General features: G+C 41.8%; 11 protein-coding genes. 4 read left to right on the forward strand and 7 right to left on the reverse strand.

What is annotated here, in order from left to right:
- Nucleotides 1-77 precede the first annotated feature (77 nt).
- From QZT69_RS03295 to QZT69_RS03305, 3 genes are all read right to left on the reverse strand, one after another.
- Nucleotides 78-2,024 (reverse strand): histidine kinase, encoded by a 1,947-nt coding sequence (locus tag QZT69_RS03295; RefSeq protein WP_294670487.1) that lies wholly within the window; start codon nucleotides 2,022-2,024, stop codon nucleotides 78-80.
- A gap of 21 nt (nucleotides 2,025-2,045) precedes the next feature.
- Complete coding sequence (locus QZT69_RS03300; protein ID WP_294670488.1) at nucleotides 2,046-2,792, reverse strand: LytTR family DNA-binding domain-containing protein; 747 nt, start codon at nucleotides 2,790-2,792, stop codon at nucleotides 2,046-2,048.
- 85 nt (nucleotides 2,793-2,877) lie between these two features.
- The gene (locus QZT69_RS03305; RefSeq protein WP_294670489.1) at nucleotides 2,878-4,407 is read right to left on the reverse strand and encodes a LamG-like jellyroll fold domain-containing protein; all 1,530 of its coding nucleotides are present in this window, start codon (nucleotides 4,405-4,407) and stop codon (nucleotides 2,878-2,880) included.
- Nucleotides 4,408-4,503: 96 nt separating this feature from the next.
- On the opposite strand from QZT69_RS03305, the gene QZT69_RS03310 reads away from it, so the two are divergent.
- Nucleotides 4,504-4,971, forward strand: a complete 468-nt coding sequence (locus QZT69_RS03310) for a hypothetical protein (protein ID WP_294670491.1) — start codon at nucleotides 4,504-4,506, stop codon at nucleotides 4,969-4,971.
- A 66-nt stretch (nucleotides 4,972-5,037) separates the two neighbouring features.
- On the opposite strand, the gene QZT69_RS03315 is transcribed toward QZT69_RS03310, so the two are convergent.
- The 4 genes from QZT69_RS03315 to QZT69_RS03330 form a co-directional block, all read right to left on the reverse strand.
- Nucleotides 5,038-7,977 (reverse strand): T9SS type A sorting domain-containing protein, encoded by a 2,940-nt coding sequence (locus tag QZT69_RS03315; protein ID WP_294670493.1) that lies wholly within the window; start codon nucleotides 7,975-7,977, stop codon nucleotides 5,038-5,040.
- An 83-nt stretch (nucleotides 7,978-8,060) separates the two neighbouring features.
- Nucleotides 8,061-10,145: a T9SS type A sorting domain-containing protein gene (locus QZT69_RS03320; protein WP_294670495.1), complete on the reverse strand. Its 2,085-nt coding sequence runs from the start codon at nucleotides 10,143-10,145 to the stop codon at nucleotides 8,061-8,063.
- A gap of 98 nt (nucleotides 10,146-10,243) precedes the next feature.
- Complete coding sequence (gene gcvP, locus QZT69_RS03325; RefSeq protein WP_294670497.1) at nucleotides 10,244-13,075, reverse strand: aminomethyl-transferring glycine dehydrogenase; 2,832 nt, start codon at nucleotides 13,073-13,075, stop codon at nucleotides 10,244-10,246.
- 189 nt (nucleotides 13,076-13,264) lie between these two features.
- Entirely contained in the window at nucleotides 13,265-13,522 is a 258-nt protein-coding gene (locus tag QZT69_RS03330) for a hypothetical protein (RefSeq protein WP_294670498.1), read from the reverse strand.
- A gap of 97 nt (nucleotides 13,523-13,619) precedes the next feature.
- On the opposite strand from QZT69_RS03330, the gene QZT69_RS03335 reads away from it, so the two are divergent.
- From QZT69_RS03335 to QZT69_RS03345, 3 genes are all read left to right on the forward strand, one after another.
- Nucleotides 13,620-14,750, forward strand: coding sequence for a methionine aminotransferase (locus QZT69_RS03335; RefSeq protein WP_294670500.1), 1,131 nt, complete (start codon nucleotides 13,620-13,622; stop codon nucleotides 14,748-14,750).
- Nucleotides 14,738-15,529 (forward strand): amidohydrolase, encoded by a 792-nt coding sequence (locus tag QZT69_RS03340; protein WP_294670502.1) that lies wholly within the window; start codon nucleotides 14,738-14,740, stop codon nucleotides 15,527-15,529. Before QZT69_RS03335 ends, QZT69_RS03340 begins: the two co-directional genes overlap by 13 nt.
- Before the next feature lie 73 nt (nucleotides 15,530-15,602).
- The gene (locus QZT69_RS03345) at nucleotides 15,603-17,441 is read left to right on the forward strand and encodes a T9SS type A sorting domain-containing protein (protein WP_294670503.1); all 1,839 of its coding nucleotides are present in this window, start codon (nucleotides 15,603-15,605) and stop codon (nucleotides 17,439-17,441) included.
- The last annotated feature ends 47 nt before the right edge of the window (nucleotides 17,442-17,488 follow it).

Consider the following 17,488-nt stretch of genomic DNA (forward strand, 5'->3'; position numbering starts at 1 on the left):
TGTTCGAACTGTACCAATTGGTAAGCGTGCCTGTTTTTCAAATAAGTGTAACCAACTGCTATCCGAAGGTTGTACTTTTAATCAAAAAGTGTGTCGTACGGAATGGAGAAAAAGACGGTTGTTCCCTGCATTGGAACGGAACTGATCTCAAATTTGAAAGCCCCTTTTCGTTTTTTATTCAATAACTGAATGCGTTTTTCCGTGATTTGAATAGCAACCGATTCATGGCTCTTCTTTTCACGTGGCTGGTCCTCCATGGAAAATCCTTTCCCATTATCCGAAATACGAATCTCGAGCTCTTTATCCGTCTTTTTGTACGAAATGTGCAATTCTCCGGATTTATCGGAATCCGAAAACCCGTGTTCGATCGCATTTTCAATGAAAGGCTGGATCAGCATCGGCGGCAGCAGTACATTGTCTGAGGACAACTGCTCATCAATCTCAATGGTATAATTGAATGAATCGGTAAAACGCAGCTGCTGTAAACGGATATAATCTCTCAGCCAATTTAATTCATCTGAAAGCGGGATGCTATCCTTGGAAGAATGTTGCAAAATGGCACGGACCAGACGTGCAAAAGAAGTAAGCAGTTTCCCGGACTCTTCCGTGTCTTTCCGCAGCATGAAGGTGTGGATAGCATGGAGCACATTGAAAGTAAAATGCGGGTTCATCTGGCTCTGCAGCAGGCGCTGCTCCATTTCCATGGTTGCTTTTTCCGACCTCAACCGGTTGTTGCGAATTATAATAACAGCCATAATACTAATCAGAATCAATAAAAGGATTATGCCGAAAACCAGGTAATTGCGCTGTCTGATTTGTAAGTCTTTTAGTTCGTTATCCCTTTTAAGCTGCCTGTTTTCTGCCTGCTTCTTTTCGGTTTCGTATTCTTCCTTCATCCGGGAAATTCCATGCTGCACATCCAACTGGTCATTCTGTTCCCGAACTTCATTTGCCTGTTCAAAGTATTGTAAAGCCACTTCTGTTTTTCCCATCGCCTTATAAACCTTATAATATTCCCACAGCAGGTTTCCTTCCTGTATGGCATAAAGCTTATTGCCCTTAATCAGTTTATGTTTTTCTCTCAATACCGAAAGTGCCTTGTCGAACTGTTTGAGTTTCGTGTACCCAACGGCCTGAATGAGCGATAACTTTGCCAGGTTAAATGTATCTTTTTGCTTTTGAAAATACGTTTCGCATTCAGCCGCCAATTCCAGGCCTTTGCGTGCTTTTCCGGTTTCTACATATACGTGTGCAAGATTCGCCTGACAGTACATGATCACATTTTGCTGCTTGTACGTTTGCTGGATGCTCAATGCTTCTTCCAGGTAAGGTCCGGCTTCTTTAAAACGGTCCTGCTGAGCCAGCATTCCACCTAAATTTATCAATATCATGGATTTCCCCACAAAATCCTTCAATTCTTCCCGTATATGGATTGCGCGCAAATAGTAATCCTTAGCTTCATTGTAGCGCTGCAGTTGAGTTAAAGCTATGGCAATCCTTCCGCAGATCTTCGCCACATCGGGTTTAGCATTGTTCTTTTCTTTGTATTCCAACAACTCAAACAGCAGCTGAAGTTCTTTATCAAATTCTTTCTGGTAGAAATAGTAAAGTGTATAAAACCCTTTGTTTGACATGATCGCAGGTTTGTCTCCCAGTCGTTCAAAGATACTGTCTGCTTTTTGCAGGTTGTGTTTCGACTTCGACCAGTCCTTTTCCATGCAGTAGTAGTAACCATGAGCAGAATGACCTAATCCGATTCCCTTCGGGTAATTCAATTTCCGGGATAATCTCAGGACACTGTCACTATAAGCTTTAAACAAAGCATTGTTTTTTTGAGCATACCGGATTCCAACATCGTAATACAGATTTACCTTGAGTGTATCCTCTTTCTGGTACCGAAGTTTGGTCAACAAACTGTCTAATGGAGGTTGGCCGTAAGACGCTCCTGCAAACAGACAGCAGAGAACAAATGCAGTCAAACGGATTTTTGTGAATAAGGGGGTCGGTTTTTTTAAAAAAAACATGGGTGTCAGATTTTATTGCTATTACTGGTAATTCGACTTGAAATGGGCCAAAACCTCTTCTTTCTTACGGGTAGAAACCGGTATTTCGATGCCATTCGGAAGGATCAGGAATCCCCCGTTCCGTTTGTCGAATTGGGTAACATGGCGCATGTTTACCAGGTAACTTTGGTGTGTTCGGATGAAGTGATTGTTGTCAATGATATTTTCAAAATGGGCAAGGGTTTTGGAAACCAGGATTTCTTTTCGATTCGTGAAGAAAAAATGGGTATAAGCACCGTCTGCCAGGCAGTAAGTAATGTCGTCAACATCTACAATATGCAGCATATCTGCGGTATTCAATACAATCCGCTTAGATTCCGCACTTTTAAACTGGTTGCGAAATACATCCAATTGCTCCAGGATTCTATCATTCTGAATGCGTTTATGAGCTTTCAATATCGCAGCAGTCAGGTCGGACGGATCGAAAGGCTTTAACAGGTAATCCAGGGCTGAAACCTGGAAAGCTTTAAGTGCGAAATCATTGTAAGCCGTGATGAAAATTGTGGGAATGTAACGAGGGGCAATGGTTTGCAGGATATCAAAGCCGGTTTTGTCATGCAGTTGGATATCCAGCAGAAGCAAATCGGGATCAAACTCTTTAATTGCATCCAGTGCGCCCGGAACGCTGTCCGACTCACGGATAACCAGGTTATCAATACCGGTTCGGGACAATACCATCAGGCAGTTTTCCCTTGCCATTTTTTCGTCATCTACAATCAAGATTTTCATCACTGGAGGTTAAAATAGAGGCTACAAAAATACGAAAATCCGTATGTCAGCCGACATACGGATTACAATGTATCTTGTTAAATTCTTAGTGTTTCACTACCCGCTGAACGGTATGTCCATCAGAGTTCTTAAAGTCAAACAGGTAAACTCCCCTATCCAGATTTTGCAGCGAAATAATTTCCTGATTTTGGATTCGGTCTTTCAACACGACCTTTCCCTGTACATCGTAGACAGTTAAGTCTGCATCTGAACCGGAGAAGTTGATGTGAATATTGTTGTTCGTTGGGTTCGGATACAAGTTTAGAGACATCGTATTCCGGATTTCTAATCCCAGATTATCCAATGTAAAACAAGCTGAAGTATCGATGCAAAAACGAAGCGGGTCATTCACCGCCAAAGCATAGTTCCCATTTTGTGCCGGAGCAAAATAACTGCCTGACCCCACAACACTATCTGTTGCACAATCAATCCACTCTAAGATTCCGCTCTCATTACTGGTGTAGGTTCCATCTCCATTGTCAATGATCTCCGGAAATGTAATTGGCGATAACTGAAGATTCAAATACACAATGGAATCGCAGCCATGAACGTTTTGAACCGTATCCCTGTACTGACCCGGAAAATTGTATGTAAGCCCATTCAAAGACCAAACATATGGTCCGCAAGATACATCAGATGTTGTAGATGTACTTAATTGAAGAACGGTTAAATCCAATTCCACCACCGAATCACAGCCGGCAATTGTTTGCAAAGTATCCGTATAAGTTCCGCTTGCCGTTAAAATCTGCCCATTAAAATCATATTCATCTTCATTACAAATCTCTTGCTGGAAAGAATAAAAAACATCCGTTGTAATTAAGCCTGAAGTAACCAGTGATGCACCGGATGTAGTCCAGTTGGAAGTGTTTCCGGTCAAAGCAAAATTAATAAGTGTCCCATTGTTTACACTTACCAATTCAGGTAAAGTAGTTACTCCCGAATTACTCCCGTCGGCAATTCCCTGATTGAAATTGTAATAAGCACTTAGGTTTGTTTCAGTCCCTGCAAGTTCTGAATCAAAATTTGCCTGTATCTCGCAAGCCGAGCGCGCTTCACTCCAAATACGCACCTCATCGACAGATCCATTGAAAAATTGGGTTCCTCCCGGACTCGCACCAATACATAATTCATTCACCGATCCGTTACTTGCAATACCACCGCTAACACCTGTTTGCAAAACACCATCCAAATAAACCCGGATTTGATTGGAAGCTGCGACCCATGAGGCTGCAATATGCGTCCAGGTATCCAATGTCAGGCTATTGGTTGTTTGTATGCTGTAAGTTGTTCCGTTTTTAACAACATAAAAATAAATTTCATTGGATGCACCGATGCCAATAACTGTAAAATTCATAGTGTTGTTTTGTGCACATATGATTCTGCTGAAATTTGCTGCCTGAGGTTTTACCCAAGCCTCTATCGTGAAATCATTTGCACTTATGTTGTTAAAAACAACAGGAAGGTTTGCACTGACATAATCATCCACTCCATCCAGTTGAAGTGCGTTCAAAGAAGATTGAGCAAATGTCGTTTGGCAAACCAAAGTAAGTGCAATGCTTGTAATTAGGTGTTTCATAAATGGTTATTATGCTATCGAAAATACAAAAACTAATTGTGCTTTGCAAAAATCCATTTCCATTTAGCTATATTAAGTCGCCAAAACAGGTAAATCATGAAATCCCATTCACAAACACCTTTATTTCAAAAATCAGAAGAGATTTTTGAAACTTTAAAAAACATCACCGCATTATTTCCAAAGGAAAATGAGATTCTAATGGAATTGAAGAATCAACTCATGGAGAACGCTATAACCATTCAGGCAAAATTAACCGGTGCTTATGCTGTAAAGTTATATGATCTAAAAATGGAAAACGCCACACTTATTCGCAAAGCGGCACGAGAAATCCTTGTGCTCCATCATGGTTTAGAGATGCACGGTTTTAAGGAAGTAGAATATTATCAAATTGTTCGTAATCAGATAGAAGAGTTTCGCTTATTGTTTATAGCATGGGTTACCGAATTTAATCAACAGCATTTCATAACAGACTCTTGGGGATTGTTTAATCCACCGGGAATTTCACCCGATCACGAACAAAGTGAAGATGAGCTCGATTTTTTGGATGAGGACGACGAGGAATAACAATGAAAACACAAAAATCCGCCCAACAACCGGTAAACGGATTTTCGTTCAGTATCAATGAGTTTCCTACTGCTTAACAACGCGTTGAACAGAGTGTCCTTGTGAATTCTTAAAGTCGAACAAATAAACCCCGCGTTCGAAGTTTTGAAGGGAGATAATTTCCTGGTTTTGGATCTGATCTTTCAACACCATTTTCCCTTGTGCATCGTAAACCGTCAGTTCCGCATCCGAACCGGAGAAGTTGATGTGGACCTGGTCGTTGGTTGGGTTGGGGTAGATTTCAAAAACTGAAGGGGTAAGACTGACCACAGATGCTGTTCCGTCACCATCCGCTATATACACCAATTGTGTGTATGAATAAAAATCATCTTGTGATTTAAACGGACAGTAGAACCCGATTTGAACATAGTACATTCCTGGTCCCAGGAACAAATCGTATAAGGTTGAATCTGTGTGCGTACCCGTCGAATCAATTACTGTCCAAACCAAATTTAATTGATTCCCAATCACTGCACCACTTACTATATACATGGTATCAATCGTCTGATAATCGATATTACAATTTTCAATGGTTATTCCGAACAAACTGTATAACCCTGAATTTGAAAGTGTGTCTAAAACAAAGATCCCAGAATCTTGTCCGATCACAAAGAGTTGTATAATGGAGTCATTGTAAAAATCATATACCTTTAAATTATGAATTCCGGCACATAACGAGTCAATAGTGATTGATCCGTTTGAATATCTCGGGGCATCATTATCCACAACGAAAGTGAAGCCAGGGGCACCGGTTGTTTCAATAAGCGCACTTCCGGAGCAGGTATTATAAAAACTCGGATGTGTAAATACATTAACTGTAAACGGAAGCGGTGTAAAGCTTGCAAAATCAAGTACTTCGTAGATATGCCCCGTTGCACCTTGAGCAGGTCCGAAATCCGATCCCGCAACAACCAGGGTTGAGTCGAAAATACACAGCACTGCTGTAGGCCCGTAAGGACCCGTCGGGTTTAAATTCCATGGACTAATGACATCATTAAACAGATCCAATTCCGCCACATAGTTTCGCTGTTGCCCGTCAATAGTGGTAAAACGTCCTCCCAAATATGATTTTGTTCCGAATGTTTCAATACTTCTTACATAGTCATTCGGGTTCACATCCAATGAATTCAAGTTACCGGTTACCACTTGTATTGAGGCAAAGTAATTGCGATTGGTAGAATTAACGGTTGTAAAGTCTCCTCCAACCAGAATTTCATTTCCGTTTTGGGAGACCGCGCGTACCTTTCCATTGAATTCCGGGTTCCAGGAATCAAGCGTTAAAGACCCTAAATTAAATCGTGCAATTCTCATTCTGGAAGATGCTCCGGAACTCGTAAAATCACCTCCCGCGTATAAATAACCATTTGAAATATAGACCGTGTGAACAGTATCATTTAATTGTGGATTCCACGATTGAACGCTTCCGGTAGTTTCGTTGATTGCTACAAGATTCCCAAAAGAAGTTCCATTTACCTGTGTGAAGGCTCCTCCTACAAAAATCATCGAATCTAATGAACCGATGCTATAAACCGCACCATTTACAGATGGGTTCCAGGAAAGTAAATTTCCGGTTGCACGGTCAAATGACGCAAAGTGATTTCTTGGAACTCCGTTTACAGTTGTAAATTCCCCTCCTATCAGGATTTTGTCTGTTGTAAGGTGTACAGCATTTACCAATCCGTTTATCTGAGGATTCCAATTTGTTGGAATTCCTGTTGCATGATCAATCGATGCCAGGTAGCTTCTGTATTTTGTTCCTATACTATAAAAGCTCCCCCCGATATATACCGTTGAACCGGCAATCTCGATGGAGCGAATTGTTCCTGACAATATACTTGGATTCCAGTCCGTTAATTGATCGCTTTCCAGGTTATATGCCGCCAGGCCTTGTCTTTCAATGCCATCAATGTGGGAGAAGTTCCCGCCAAAGTAGATGATCGAATCTTTCAGGCTAATTCTTTCAACATCTCCGCTTACATCAGCGCTCCATGGATAAAGGGATCCATCATGCCTGTTGGCAACCGCAAAACTATTTCTCGGTTGGGAATCCACTTGGTTGAACTGACCAACGATAAACAATGAATCGCCTTTAATCAAAAGATCATAGATATTCCCGTCAGTACTGATTTCCACGTCACTTAAGCTGTCCCCTACAATTGTCCCAAAAGAATCTCTCATTTCATAAATGGACGCAAATCCACTTCGCGATTGACCGTTCACTGTAAAGATCGGGCCACTAATGTATACCGTTGAATCGATAATTTCGATATCTGTTACATACCCGGTAATATCCGGCTGCCAGATTGAAGCTGTTCCGCTAGGTAAATCAAAACGTACAAGATTGTTATAAGTATTTGAACCGGTAAAATGTGTAAAGGTCCCTCCGACATACAGTCCGTTATTCTTAGCTACAATGGAGTAAATGCTCCCTGAAAAACCCGGTGCCCAATTATAAAGAGATGCATCCGAAGCACTTAATGCTGCAAAACAATAACGGGTTTCTCCGGCAATTTGTCCAAAAGATCCTCCGATGAAGAGAGAATCTCCAACTAATGTCATTGATCGAACTATAGATGGTGGATTTCCTTCCATATGAGCATCCCAGGATGTAACACTTCCGGTTGCATCTATATGCGCTACAAATTTTCTAAGGCTGTCCCCAACTTGTGTGAAATTACCTCCAATGAAAAAGCCGCCATTTCCATCCGAAACAGCACACATGACATTGGAGTTCGGATTTGCAAACTCATAATTGGGCATGCCCGTTTGCAGATTGACCAATGAACCATTCGGCTCCGTCGGAGGTGTAAACTTCGTGAAATTACCCCCTATGTACAATAAGTTACTGGTAGTATCCATTTCCAGGTCGTAAACATCAGAAGTTGGAGTCCAAAAGGGATGAGAAGTAGTTTGTGCACTTAGATTAAAGCTCAGGCACAAAAATAAAATTAGGTAGTTTATCTTCATAGTTAAGAAATTACATCTGTAAAAATACAAAAATCCGCCCACCAATCGGTAAACGGATTTTCGTTCAGTATCAATGAGTTTCCCTACTGCTTCACTACCCGCTGAACTCTTCGTCCAATTGAGTTTTTAAAATCAAACAAATAAACTCCGCGCTCGAAGTTTTGAAGGGAGATAATTTCCTGGTTTTGGATCTGATCTTTCAACACCATTTTCCCCTGGGCATCGTAAACCGTCAGTTCCGCATCAGAACCGGAGAAGTTGATGTGGACCTGGTCGTTGGTCGGATTCGGATAGATACTCCAATTTATCGGATTCATCGACTCTATGTCGAGGTAGTCAATTACTATACAGTTTGAAGTGTCTGAACAAGATGTAACCCCATCAGTAGCAATTAAGGCATATGTTCCATTCTGAACTGGTGTGAATGATTGACCTGATCCGACAACCGTATTTGTCACACAATCAATCCACTCCAAAATTCCGGAATAAACCGATGTTAAGGTTCCGTTTCCAGCATCAATAACCGCTACAGAAGGTATAGTCCTCACCTGAAGATTCAGATGTACGATGGAATCACATCCGTTTATCGCTGTCACAGTATCCGTATAAAACCCGGAAAACCCATAGGTTTGACCATTCAACGGCCATACAAAAGGACCACAACTTGTCTCTATTTGTGTTGTTTCGGAAATCGGTAAAACCGTGAGGTAGAGTGTTACTATTGAATCACAACCACCTGAATTTGTCAACTGATTAGTATAAGTACCTGAAGTATTATAACTTTCTCCGTACCAGTTGATTGAACCACATACTGTAGCAGTAGAATCGCTAAAAGTTGTTGAGCAAACTTCAGCAGCACCTACGTCTCTAATGCTCCCCGTTAAAGGACCATTTTGTGCAGCACTCAAATCAGCCGGATTTCCCATATCTATTGCTATACTTCCTAAACCCGGCAGCATTGTTTTGGTATTTCCGCCATTGAGCTGCAGTGGACCAAGATTAAGTTGGGCAGTCGTTGCATTTATTTGATCAGAAGCAATACCTGAACCCCCAATTGGCCCGAAAATATTATATCCATTGGATGTAAAACTACCAAAATTACCATTAGGGAAGTTAAGCAATTCACCGCCTCCATTCAAAGCAACAATACTTCCCTCAATTATTAATGAACTAGTATTTGCATAAGCTACTGAACAAAGTCCAACATAATTATTACCGACAATAGTACAATTCTTAACCGTTAACATCGATCCAGCAACACCAGATGAAAAAACCCCTCCGCTTTGTGTAGCTGTGTTACCCGTAATTGTACAATTGGTAAGTGACACATTTGATATTGATGATGATGATGTAGCATCGGAATAAATAGCACCACCTTGTGCACCGGAGTTCCCACTAAATGTGCTGTTTTGCGCTGTAACCCAAGAAGCCGTTTGTCCTTTGGAGTAAATTCCACAACCTGTATTGTTGCAGATAGAACTATTTTGGATGATAACTGTTGAAATAAGCTGACTCACACACGAAATCCCGCCACCGGAATTTCCACCAGTATTCCCAGATATGTCAGTATTAATAACTGTTAGATTTGTATTAAAATAACCATGAATAGCTATTCCAGCTCCAGAACAATTTTTGATAACGCTATTTTCTATCACGATGGTTTGATCTTTAAAATAGGACATACATCCTATTGCTCCTCCAAAGTCTGCTGTATTATTTCTGAAAAAACAATTCCGAACAATTAAGGAATTGCTTCCATCATAGTCTTCATACTGCACTGCGCCACCAAAAAGAACATTATTCCCATTAATAAAAACAAGACTATCAAGAATAATTGAAGAATTATTAACGGATAATAAACTTGCGCCCATAATTAGATTTGCATGGTTTCCGCTAAGAAACAATGTATCGTTTTGATTGTACAATCCTTTTATTGTCAGTGGTTTATCTACTGATAAATAACTTGACACTGTAATTGTGTTACTTCCATTGCTTAACAAATTAGGATTAAACCGGATAATATCCCCGCTCTGAGAATTTGCAAGAGCCATACGCAATGACCCAGGGCCACTGTCATTCACATTTTGAACAACAATAGTTGCTCCATTTATTTGAGAGAAAATATTTAGAAAGAAGCCTAAAACAACTATTGATATTAATCGATTCATACAGTTAAATTGATCCCCAAAAATACAAAAAAATCCGCCCGTCAATCGACAAGCGGATTTTCATTATAAACTCTTTAGTAAGCTGAGCGAAGTCGAAGCTAAGCCTCCAAGTGCATGTAGCTCTCCACACTCGGACAAGAACACACTAAGTTTCTGTCTCCGTAAGCGTTGTCTACACGACGTACCGGAACCCAGTACTTCCACTCTTTCAAATAAGCAACCGGGTAAGCTGCTTCCTGCGGAGAGTATGGATAGTTCCAGTCTTTGTTGATGATACAGTCTGCTGTGTGCGGAGCATTCTTCAACAGGTTGTTTTCTTTGTCTGCATGACCGTTCTCGATTTCTTTGATCTCAGCTCTGATCTTGATCATCGCTTCGATGAAACGGTCCAGTTCTTCTTTATCCTCTGATTCTGTAGGTTCAACCATCAAGGTTCCTGCTACCGGGAATGATACCGTTGGTGCATGGAAACCGAAGTCGATCAAACGCTTCGCCATATCTGCTACTTCTACGTCTGCTGTTTTCTTGAAATCACGGCAGTCTAAGATCATTTCGTGCGCAACTGTTCCGTTCTTACCGGTGTATAATACGTCGTAGTGACCTTTCAGTTTCGCTGCAATGTAGTTTGCATTCAGGATAGCCGCTTCTGTAGATTGGCGCAATCCATCTGCTCCCAGCATTTTAATGTATCCGTAAGAGATCAACAAGATCAATGCACTTCCGTAAGGCGCTGCGGAAACGGCGTGGATCGGTGTGTTTCCTCCTGCTGCAACAACCGGGTTGCTTGGTAAGAAAGGAGCCAAATGTGCTGCCACTCCGATTGGTCCCATTCCGGGTCCACCACCTCCGTGAGGAATTGCAAATGTTTTATGTAAGTTCAGGTGACAAACGTCTGCACCGATGTTTCCTGGATTTGTTAATCCAACCTGTGCGTTCATATTTGCACCGTCCATGTATACTTGTCCCCCGTTTTCGTGGATGATAGACGTGATCTCACGGATACCTTCTTCGTAAACTCCGTGTGTTGACGGGTAAGTCACCATCAAACCTGCCAATTCGTTCCCGATTTGGTTGGCAACAGTTCTTAATTCGTCGATGTTGATGTTCCCGTTCTCGTCACAACCTGTAACAACCACTTCCATTCCTGCCATTACTGCAGAAGCCGGGTTCGTCCCGTGTGCAGATGAAGGAATGATCATTTTTGTACGCTGCTTGTCGCCGCGGCTTTCGTGGTATGCTTTGATCACCATCAATCCGGCATACTCACCTTGTGCTCCTGAGTTCGGCTGCAAAGACATGGCTGCAAATCCGGTGGATTCACACAAGTCTTTTTCCAACTGGCGGAACATAGCGTGGTAACCTGCTGCCTGCTCAACCGGGGCAAACGGGTGCATATTTGCGAACTGAGGATTCGTGATCGGAATCAACTCGGAAGCCGCGTTTAGTTTCATAGTACAAGATCCCAGCGGAATCATGGAGTGAACCAATGAAAGGTCTTTATTTTCCAAACGCTTCAAATAACGCATCATTTTGGATTCCGAATGATACTTGTTGAATGTTGCGTGTGTGAATACTGCATCTGTTCTCAACACAGAAGCGCTCAATGCTGATTCTGCTGTCGGTGCGCTTGCTCCGAAAATGTCCAAAATCGCTGCAACATCTTCTTTTGTATGAGGTTCTCCGAAGCTGATAGTCAATTCAGAGTCATTGATGATGCGGAAGTTCATTTCCTTCGCTTCTGCAGCTGCTTTGATTTTTGCCGTATCTACTCCTTTCACCCAAACAGTGTCGAAGAAAGAATCGGAACCAACCTGGATCCCTGCTGCTTTCAATCCGAGAGCAGTTGAAGTTGCCAGGCTGTTTACATGCTCAGCAATTTCTTTCATTCCTGCAGGACCGTGGTACACTGCATACATGGAAGCCATTACTGCAAGCAATGCCTGCGCCGTACAAATATTGGATGTTGCTTTATCTCTTTTAATGTGCTGCTCACGTGTCTGCAAAGCCATACGCAAAGCCATGTTGTCATCCGCATCTTTCGATACCCCGATGATACGGCCCGGCATGGAGCGCTTGTATTCGTCTTTTGCCGCAAAAAATGCTGCGTGAGGTCCTCCGTAACCCATCGGAACTCCAAAACGCTGGGAAGAACCAAATACGACATCAGCTCCCAGTGACCCCGGTGATTTCAACAGAACAAGCGACAATATGTCTGCAGCTACTGCTGTTCTCAACCCGTTGTTTCGGCTGATAAATCCTGCAACATCAGTAATATGTCCGTGAACATCCGGATATTGAACGATTGCTCCGAAATAAGTTCCGTCATTTGTAAAGGTTGTTTCGTCACCTTCGATCAATTCGATCCCCAGGTTCAATGCACGGCCCAACACCACTTCTTTTGTTTGTGGGAATGCATTTTTAGAAATGAAGAATTTATTCACTCCGTCTTTAATCTCCTGGCGGGAACGTGAGTTCCAGAACAAGATCATTGCTTCGGAAGCCGCTGTTCCTTCATCCAATAAGGATGCGTTTGCGATTTCCATTCCTGTTAGTTCCATCACCATCGTCTGGAAGTTCAACAAAGCCTCTAAACGGCCCTGGGAAATTTCAGCCTGGTACGGAGTATATGCCGTATACCATCCCGGATTCTCCAATACGTTACGCAAAATCACGGAAGGAACGATCGTTTCGTTGTATCCTAAACCGATGAAAGACCTATATACTTTATTCTGAGCACCCAATGCGGTGATATGCTGCAGGTATTCCTGCTCGCTCAACGCATTGTCGATCTTCAATTCTCCTGATAAACGGATGTGTGAAGGAATGGTTTTATCGATTAATTCTTGAATTGATTGAACACCAATAGCAGCTAACATCTCAGATTTCTCAGCTGAATCAGGGCCAATGTGGCGGGATGAAAATGCACTCATAAAAATTTCACTTCTTTTTTGAAACTTACTTTTACTAGTAAGCAGGTGCAAAGATAGCGAATTTCACGTTTTATTATTTCGATTTAGTTTGGAATATTTGTTAACCGGAAATGGAGACTTTCCATAGCCGTTCAAGAATGGATTTTAAATCATTGACCGAACTGAAATCCAGGCAAAAAAGATTGTGGCTTACTCCTTACAGCTTGCCTTTCTTTCGAGCATTTCCGGACCGCTCATCTGCTCAAACTCCTTGCATTTAGCCTTCTTTGTTTGGATCAATTCTTTGACTTCTTTTTGTCCTTTGTTGCTCAATGCTTTTGTACGCAGCTCATCATATTTTGCATTCAATTCATCACTGGCGCGAATACAATCACAGATAGAATCTTCACTACAGGAGGTGAATAAGAGGCTAAAAAATACCGGGAAAGCTAAAAAACGGAGTTTCATTCAGTTCATTTTAAGTGAATTCCCGTTAAAATATGCCTGTTTGCATACCATATAAAGCAGGAATGATTTACTTTGCTACTGCAAACAAATGTAATCCATGCAGACAAAACTTCCAAAAGTAGGAACCACCATATTTTCAACGATGAGCCAGTTGGCCAATCAATACCAGGCAATTAATCTCTCACAAGGCTTTCCAAATTTCCCGATTGATCCTTTGATTGAAGAATTATTGGCTAAAAACAGTACTGAAAACGTGCATCAGTATGCCCCAATGGCCGGGCTTCCGGCTTTGTTGGAAGGAATTGCGCAAATGGTACACCGTGTTTACAACAGAGAGGTTAATCCTTCTACCGAAATTTTGGTTACTTCCGGAGCTACTCAGGGAATTTTTACAACACTTCAGGCATTGGTTCATCCCGGAGACGAAGTTGTTATCCTGGATCCGGCCTATGATTGTTACAGTCCGGCGGTTCATTTGGCCGGCGGGAAGGCAATCCATATTCCCATGCGGGAAGATTTCACGATCGACTGGCGCGAGCTCAGACAAACAGTGAATCAAAAAACGTGCATTTTGATCATCAATAACCCGCACAATCCTTCCGGGAAAATGATGGACCAGGAAGACTTTGACGCATTGGTACAGGTCATGACGGATCACCCCAACCTGATTTTGTGTTCCGACGAAGTTTATGAATTCATTACTTTTGAAAAGAAGCATTTTTCCGCACATCATCATGAAATCTTGCGGAATAGAAGCATTATTGTTTCATCATTCGGAAAAACTTTCCATTTAACCGGATGGAAGGTTGGTTACCTGATCGCACCGGAACCTATCCTGAAAGAAATCAAAAAAGTACACCAGTACCTGGTGTTTTCCGTGAACAGCGTGGCACAAAAAACATTGGCGGACTACATTTCCGCAACCGATGTGACAAACCTAGGTGGATTCTACCAGGATAAACGCGATCGTTTTAGACAACTCATGACCAAGAGTAAGTTTGAATTCCTGCCCAGTGAAGGGACTTATTTTCAAACGGTGCGGTACAATGCAATTTCCGATCTTCCGGATGTTTCCTTTTGCGAATGGCTGGTAAAAGATATCGGGGTGGCAGCTATACCACTCTCTGTTTTCTACGAGGAATTGAACGATTATCACACCATCCGTTTTTGTTTTGCGAAAACAGATGAAACATTAATCCGGGCAGCAGAAAGATTATGCAAAATCTAAGAATAACATTCGTCCAGGCAGATCAGCGGTGGGAAGACAAAACTGCCAACTTCGAACATTACGAGGAACTATTGAAATCGGTTTCGGAAACAGACATCATCCTCTTACCTGAAATGTTCCAAACCGGGTTTTCCATGAATGCGAAACAACTTTCCGAAAAAATGGAAAGCAGCGCAAGCATTTCATGGTTAAAGGGGAAGGCAAAAGAAAAAAGAGCGGCGTTCTATACTTCACTTATTATTGAAGAGGAAGGAAAATACTACAACCGTGGCGTATTCATTGAGCCCGACGGAAAGATCACTTGTTATGACAAGCGGAAACTATTCGGAATGGCAGAGGAATCGATTCACTTCACTGCCGGCTCAAAAGAAGTCATTGTGGATTACCTTGGATGGAAAATAAACTTACAGATTTGTTACGACCTTCGCTTCCCGGAAAATATACGCAATGGAGAAACGGATGGGAAGCCTGCTTATGATCTTTTGCTCTATGTAGCAAACTGGCCGGAAAGAAGGATTCATCACTGGTCAACACTTTTGCCCGCACGTGCAATTGAAAACCAATGCTACGTTGCAGGATTGAATCGTGTTGGGAATGATCATTCAGGTTTGTCCTACAACGGACAGAGCAAATTAATTAACCTGCTTGGCGAGGAACTTTCCAACCTTTTGAATTCCGAAAGCGTCATTACACAGGACATTAGCTACGATGAACTGGGTCGACTCCGGGAGAAATTACCTTTCTTAAAGGACAGTGATTACCGTTTATTTCGTAATTAATACCGTTTAATAAATAAACAGACCTTTTATGGGTCAAATAATTAAATTTAGAACTTCGTAAATTAAAGAAAACATGAAAAAACAAATTACTTTGTTATCGGGATTGTTGCTGGTTACAGGTGCTTTTGCTCAAAATGCGAAAGTAACGGCATCACCTCGAATGGCACAAACAATTAGTACTGCAAACCACAAAGCAGCTCCGGTTTCCGCTCCGAAAGCTCTAGGAACTACTGTCTGGTCAAGTGACTTTTCAACTCCAGGTGATTGGACTATCGACAACGACAACCAAACGGGTGGAAACTTCGGTTGGAATATCAACGCAACAAAAGAAGGTTGGGCAAACAATGCTACGCAAGGAATTATCCTTTCTACTTCCGGAGGTAACTTCGCTGAATTAGGGAATGGAAACCCGGCTGCAACTCCTGCAACTCAGAAATTGGATGTTGATTACTATTTAACAACAGCAGCTCCGATCGATATCACAGGACAGCCAAACCTTATTTTATCTTTCATGCAGAACGGTGCATTGTTCAATGACCTGCAGGAATTCCAAATTTCTTTGGATGGTACTACATGGGTTACTGTAGGTGATAACACAGATAAAGGTACTTTATCTCAGGCAGGTGGAGATGCTTATGCGAATCCAACTGAGGAAATAATCAACATCACTTCTTATGTTCCAAACGGATCAACTGACCTTTGGGTTCGTTTCCACTGGACAACTCGTTTCCCTCAATCCGCAACAAATCCTAACGTTTGGATTACTTACGGATGGAACATTGACGATGTAAAAATTACTACACCTGCTGAATACGATTTAGCAATCACTAATGATTACTGGGGTACTGAAGGATTGGCATATTTCAAAATCCCTACCACTCAAATCGCTCCTATCGATTTCTCTTTGAATGTTAAGAACGAGGGCTCATTGTCCATGACAAACGTAGTATACAATGTTGCAATAACTGGTGCTGCTACTTTCAACGGGTCAAATACTCCTGCAACTATCGCTTCCGGAGCTGATGACAGCTTATTCATGTCTACTCAGTTTACTCCAAGCGTTGTTGGTACTTATAACGTAGCAAGAACATTGAATTCGACAAATCCGGATGATGTTCCAGCTAATAATTCACTGGGGGCAAACTTCTCTTTCGATGTAACAAACCACATCTATGCAAGAGATAACGGTGTTGCTGACGGATACACAACTAACGGTGCAGATTTGTTCCAGGCTGGAAACTTCTATGATATCTGGACTGCTCAAACTTTAAAAGGTGTTGATGTGCGTTTTGCAACTGGAACTCCTGTAAACTCTGAAGTTTATGCTAGAATTCACAAGATTGATCCGGTATCCGGAGATATCGTTTACGCTGGAGAATCTGCTGTTATTTCATTGACAGCTGCACAAATCGGTACTAACATTACGCTTCTTTTGACTAGCCCTATTCAAATGGAGGCAGGTACAACTTACTTCGTAATGGTTGGTAGCTACTCTCCGGATGTTAGAATTGCAAACGCTGGAACTTCAGTTCCTCAAACTTCATTCTTCGTAGACGGAGATGATATCACAACTCAAGCAAACAGATTCTACCAATTGGAGACTCCATGGGTTCGTTTGAACTTCGATCCTTCATTAAGTGTTGAGGAATTGACTACTGCATCTAACTTATCTGTTTACCCGAACCCGTTCGCTGGTACAACAGAAGTTAAGTTCGATTTGAAAGCTGACGCTAGCGTTTCTGCTGTTGTTACAGATCTTTCAGGACGTACAGTTGCAACAGTTCCTGCTTCTAAAATGGCTGCTGGTTCTCAAACTATCGCTATCGATGGTACTAGCTTCCAGGCTGGAATCTACAACGTAACTTTGACTGTTGGTAACGAAACAACAACAAAACGTATCGTTAAGAAATAATTTTCTTTAGAAAAAACGAAATGGGGATCTGCTGTGGTAGATCCCCA

The sequence above is a fragment of the uncultured Fluviicola sp. genome (assembly GCF_902168135.1).
Classification (GTDB): Bacteria; Bacteroidota; Bacteroidia; order Flavobacteriales_D; family Crocinitomicaceae; genus Fluviicola.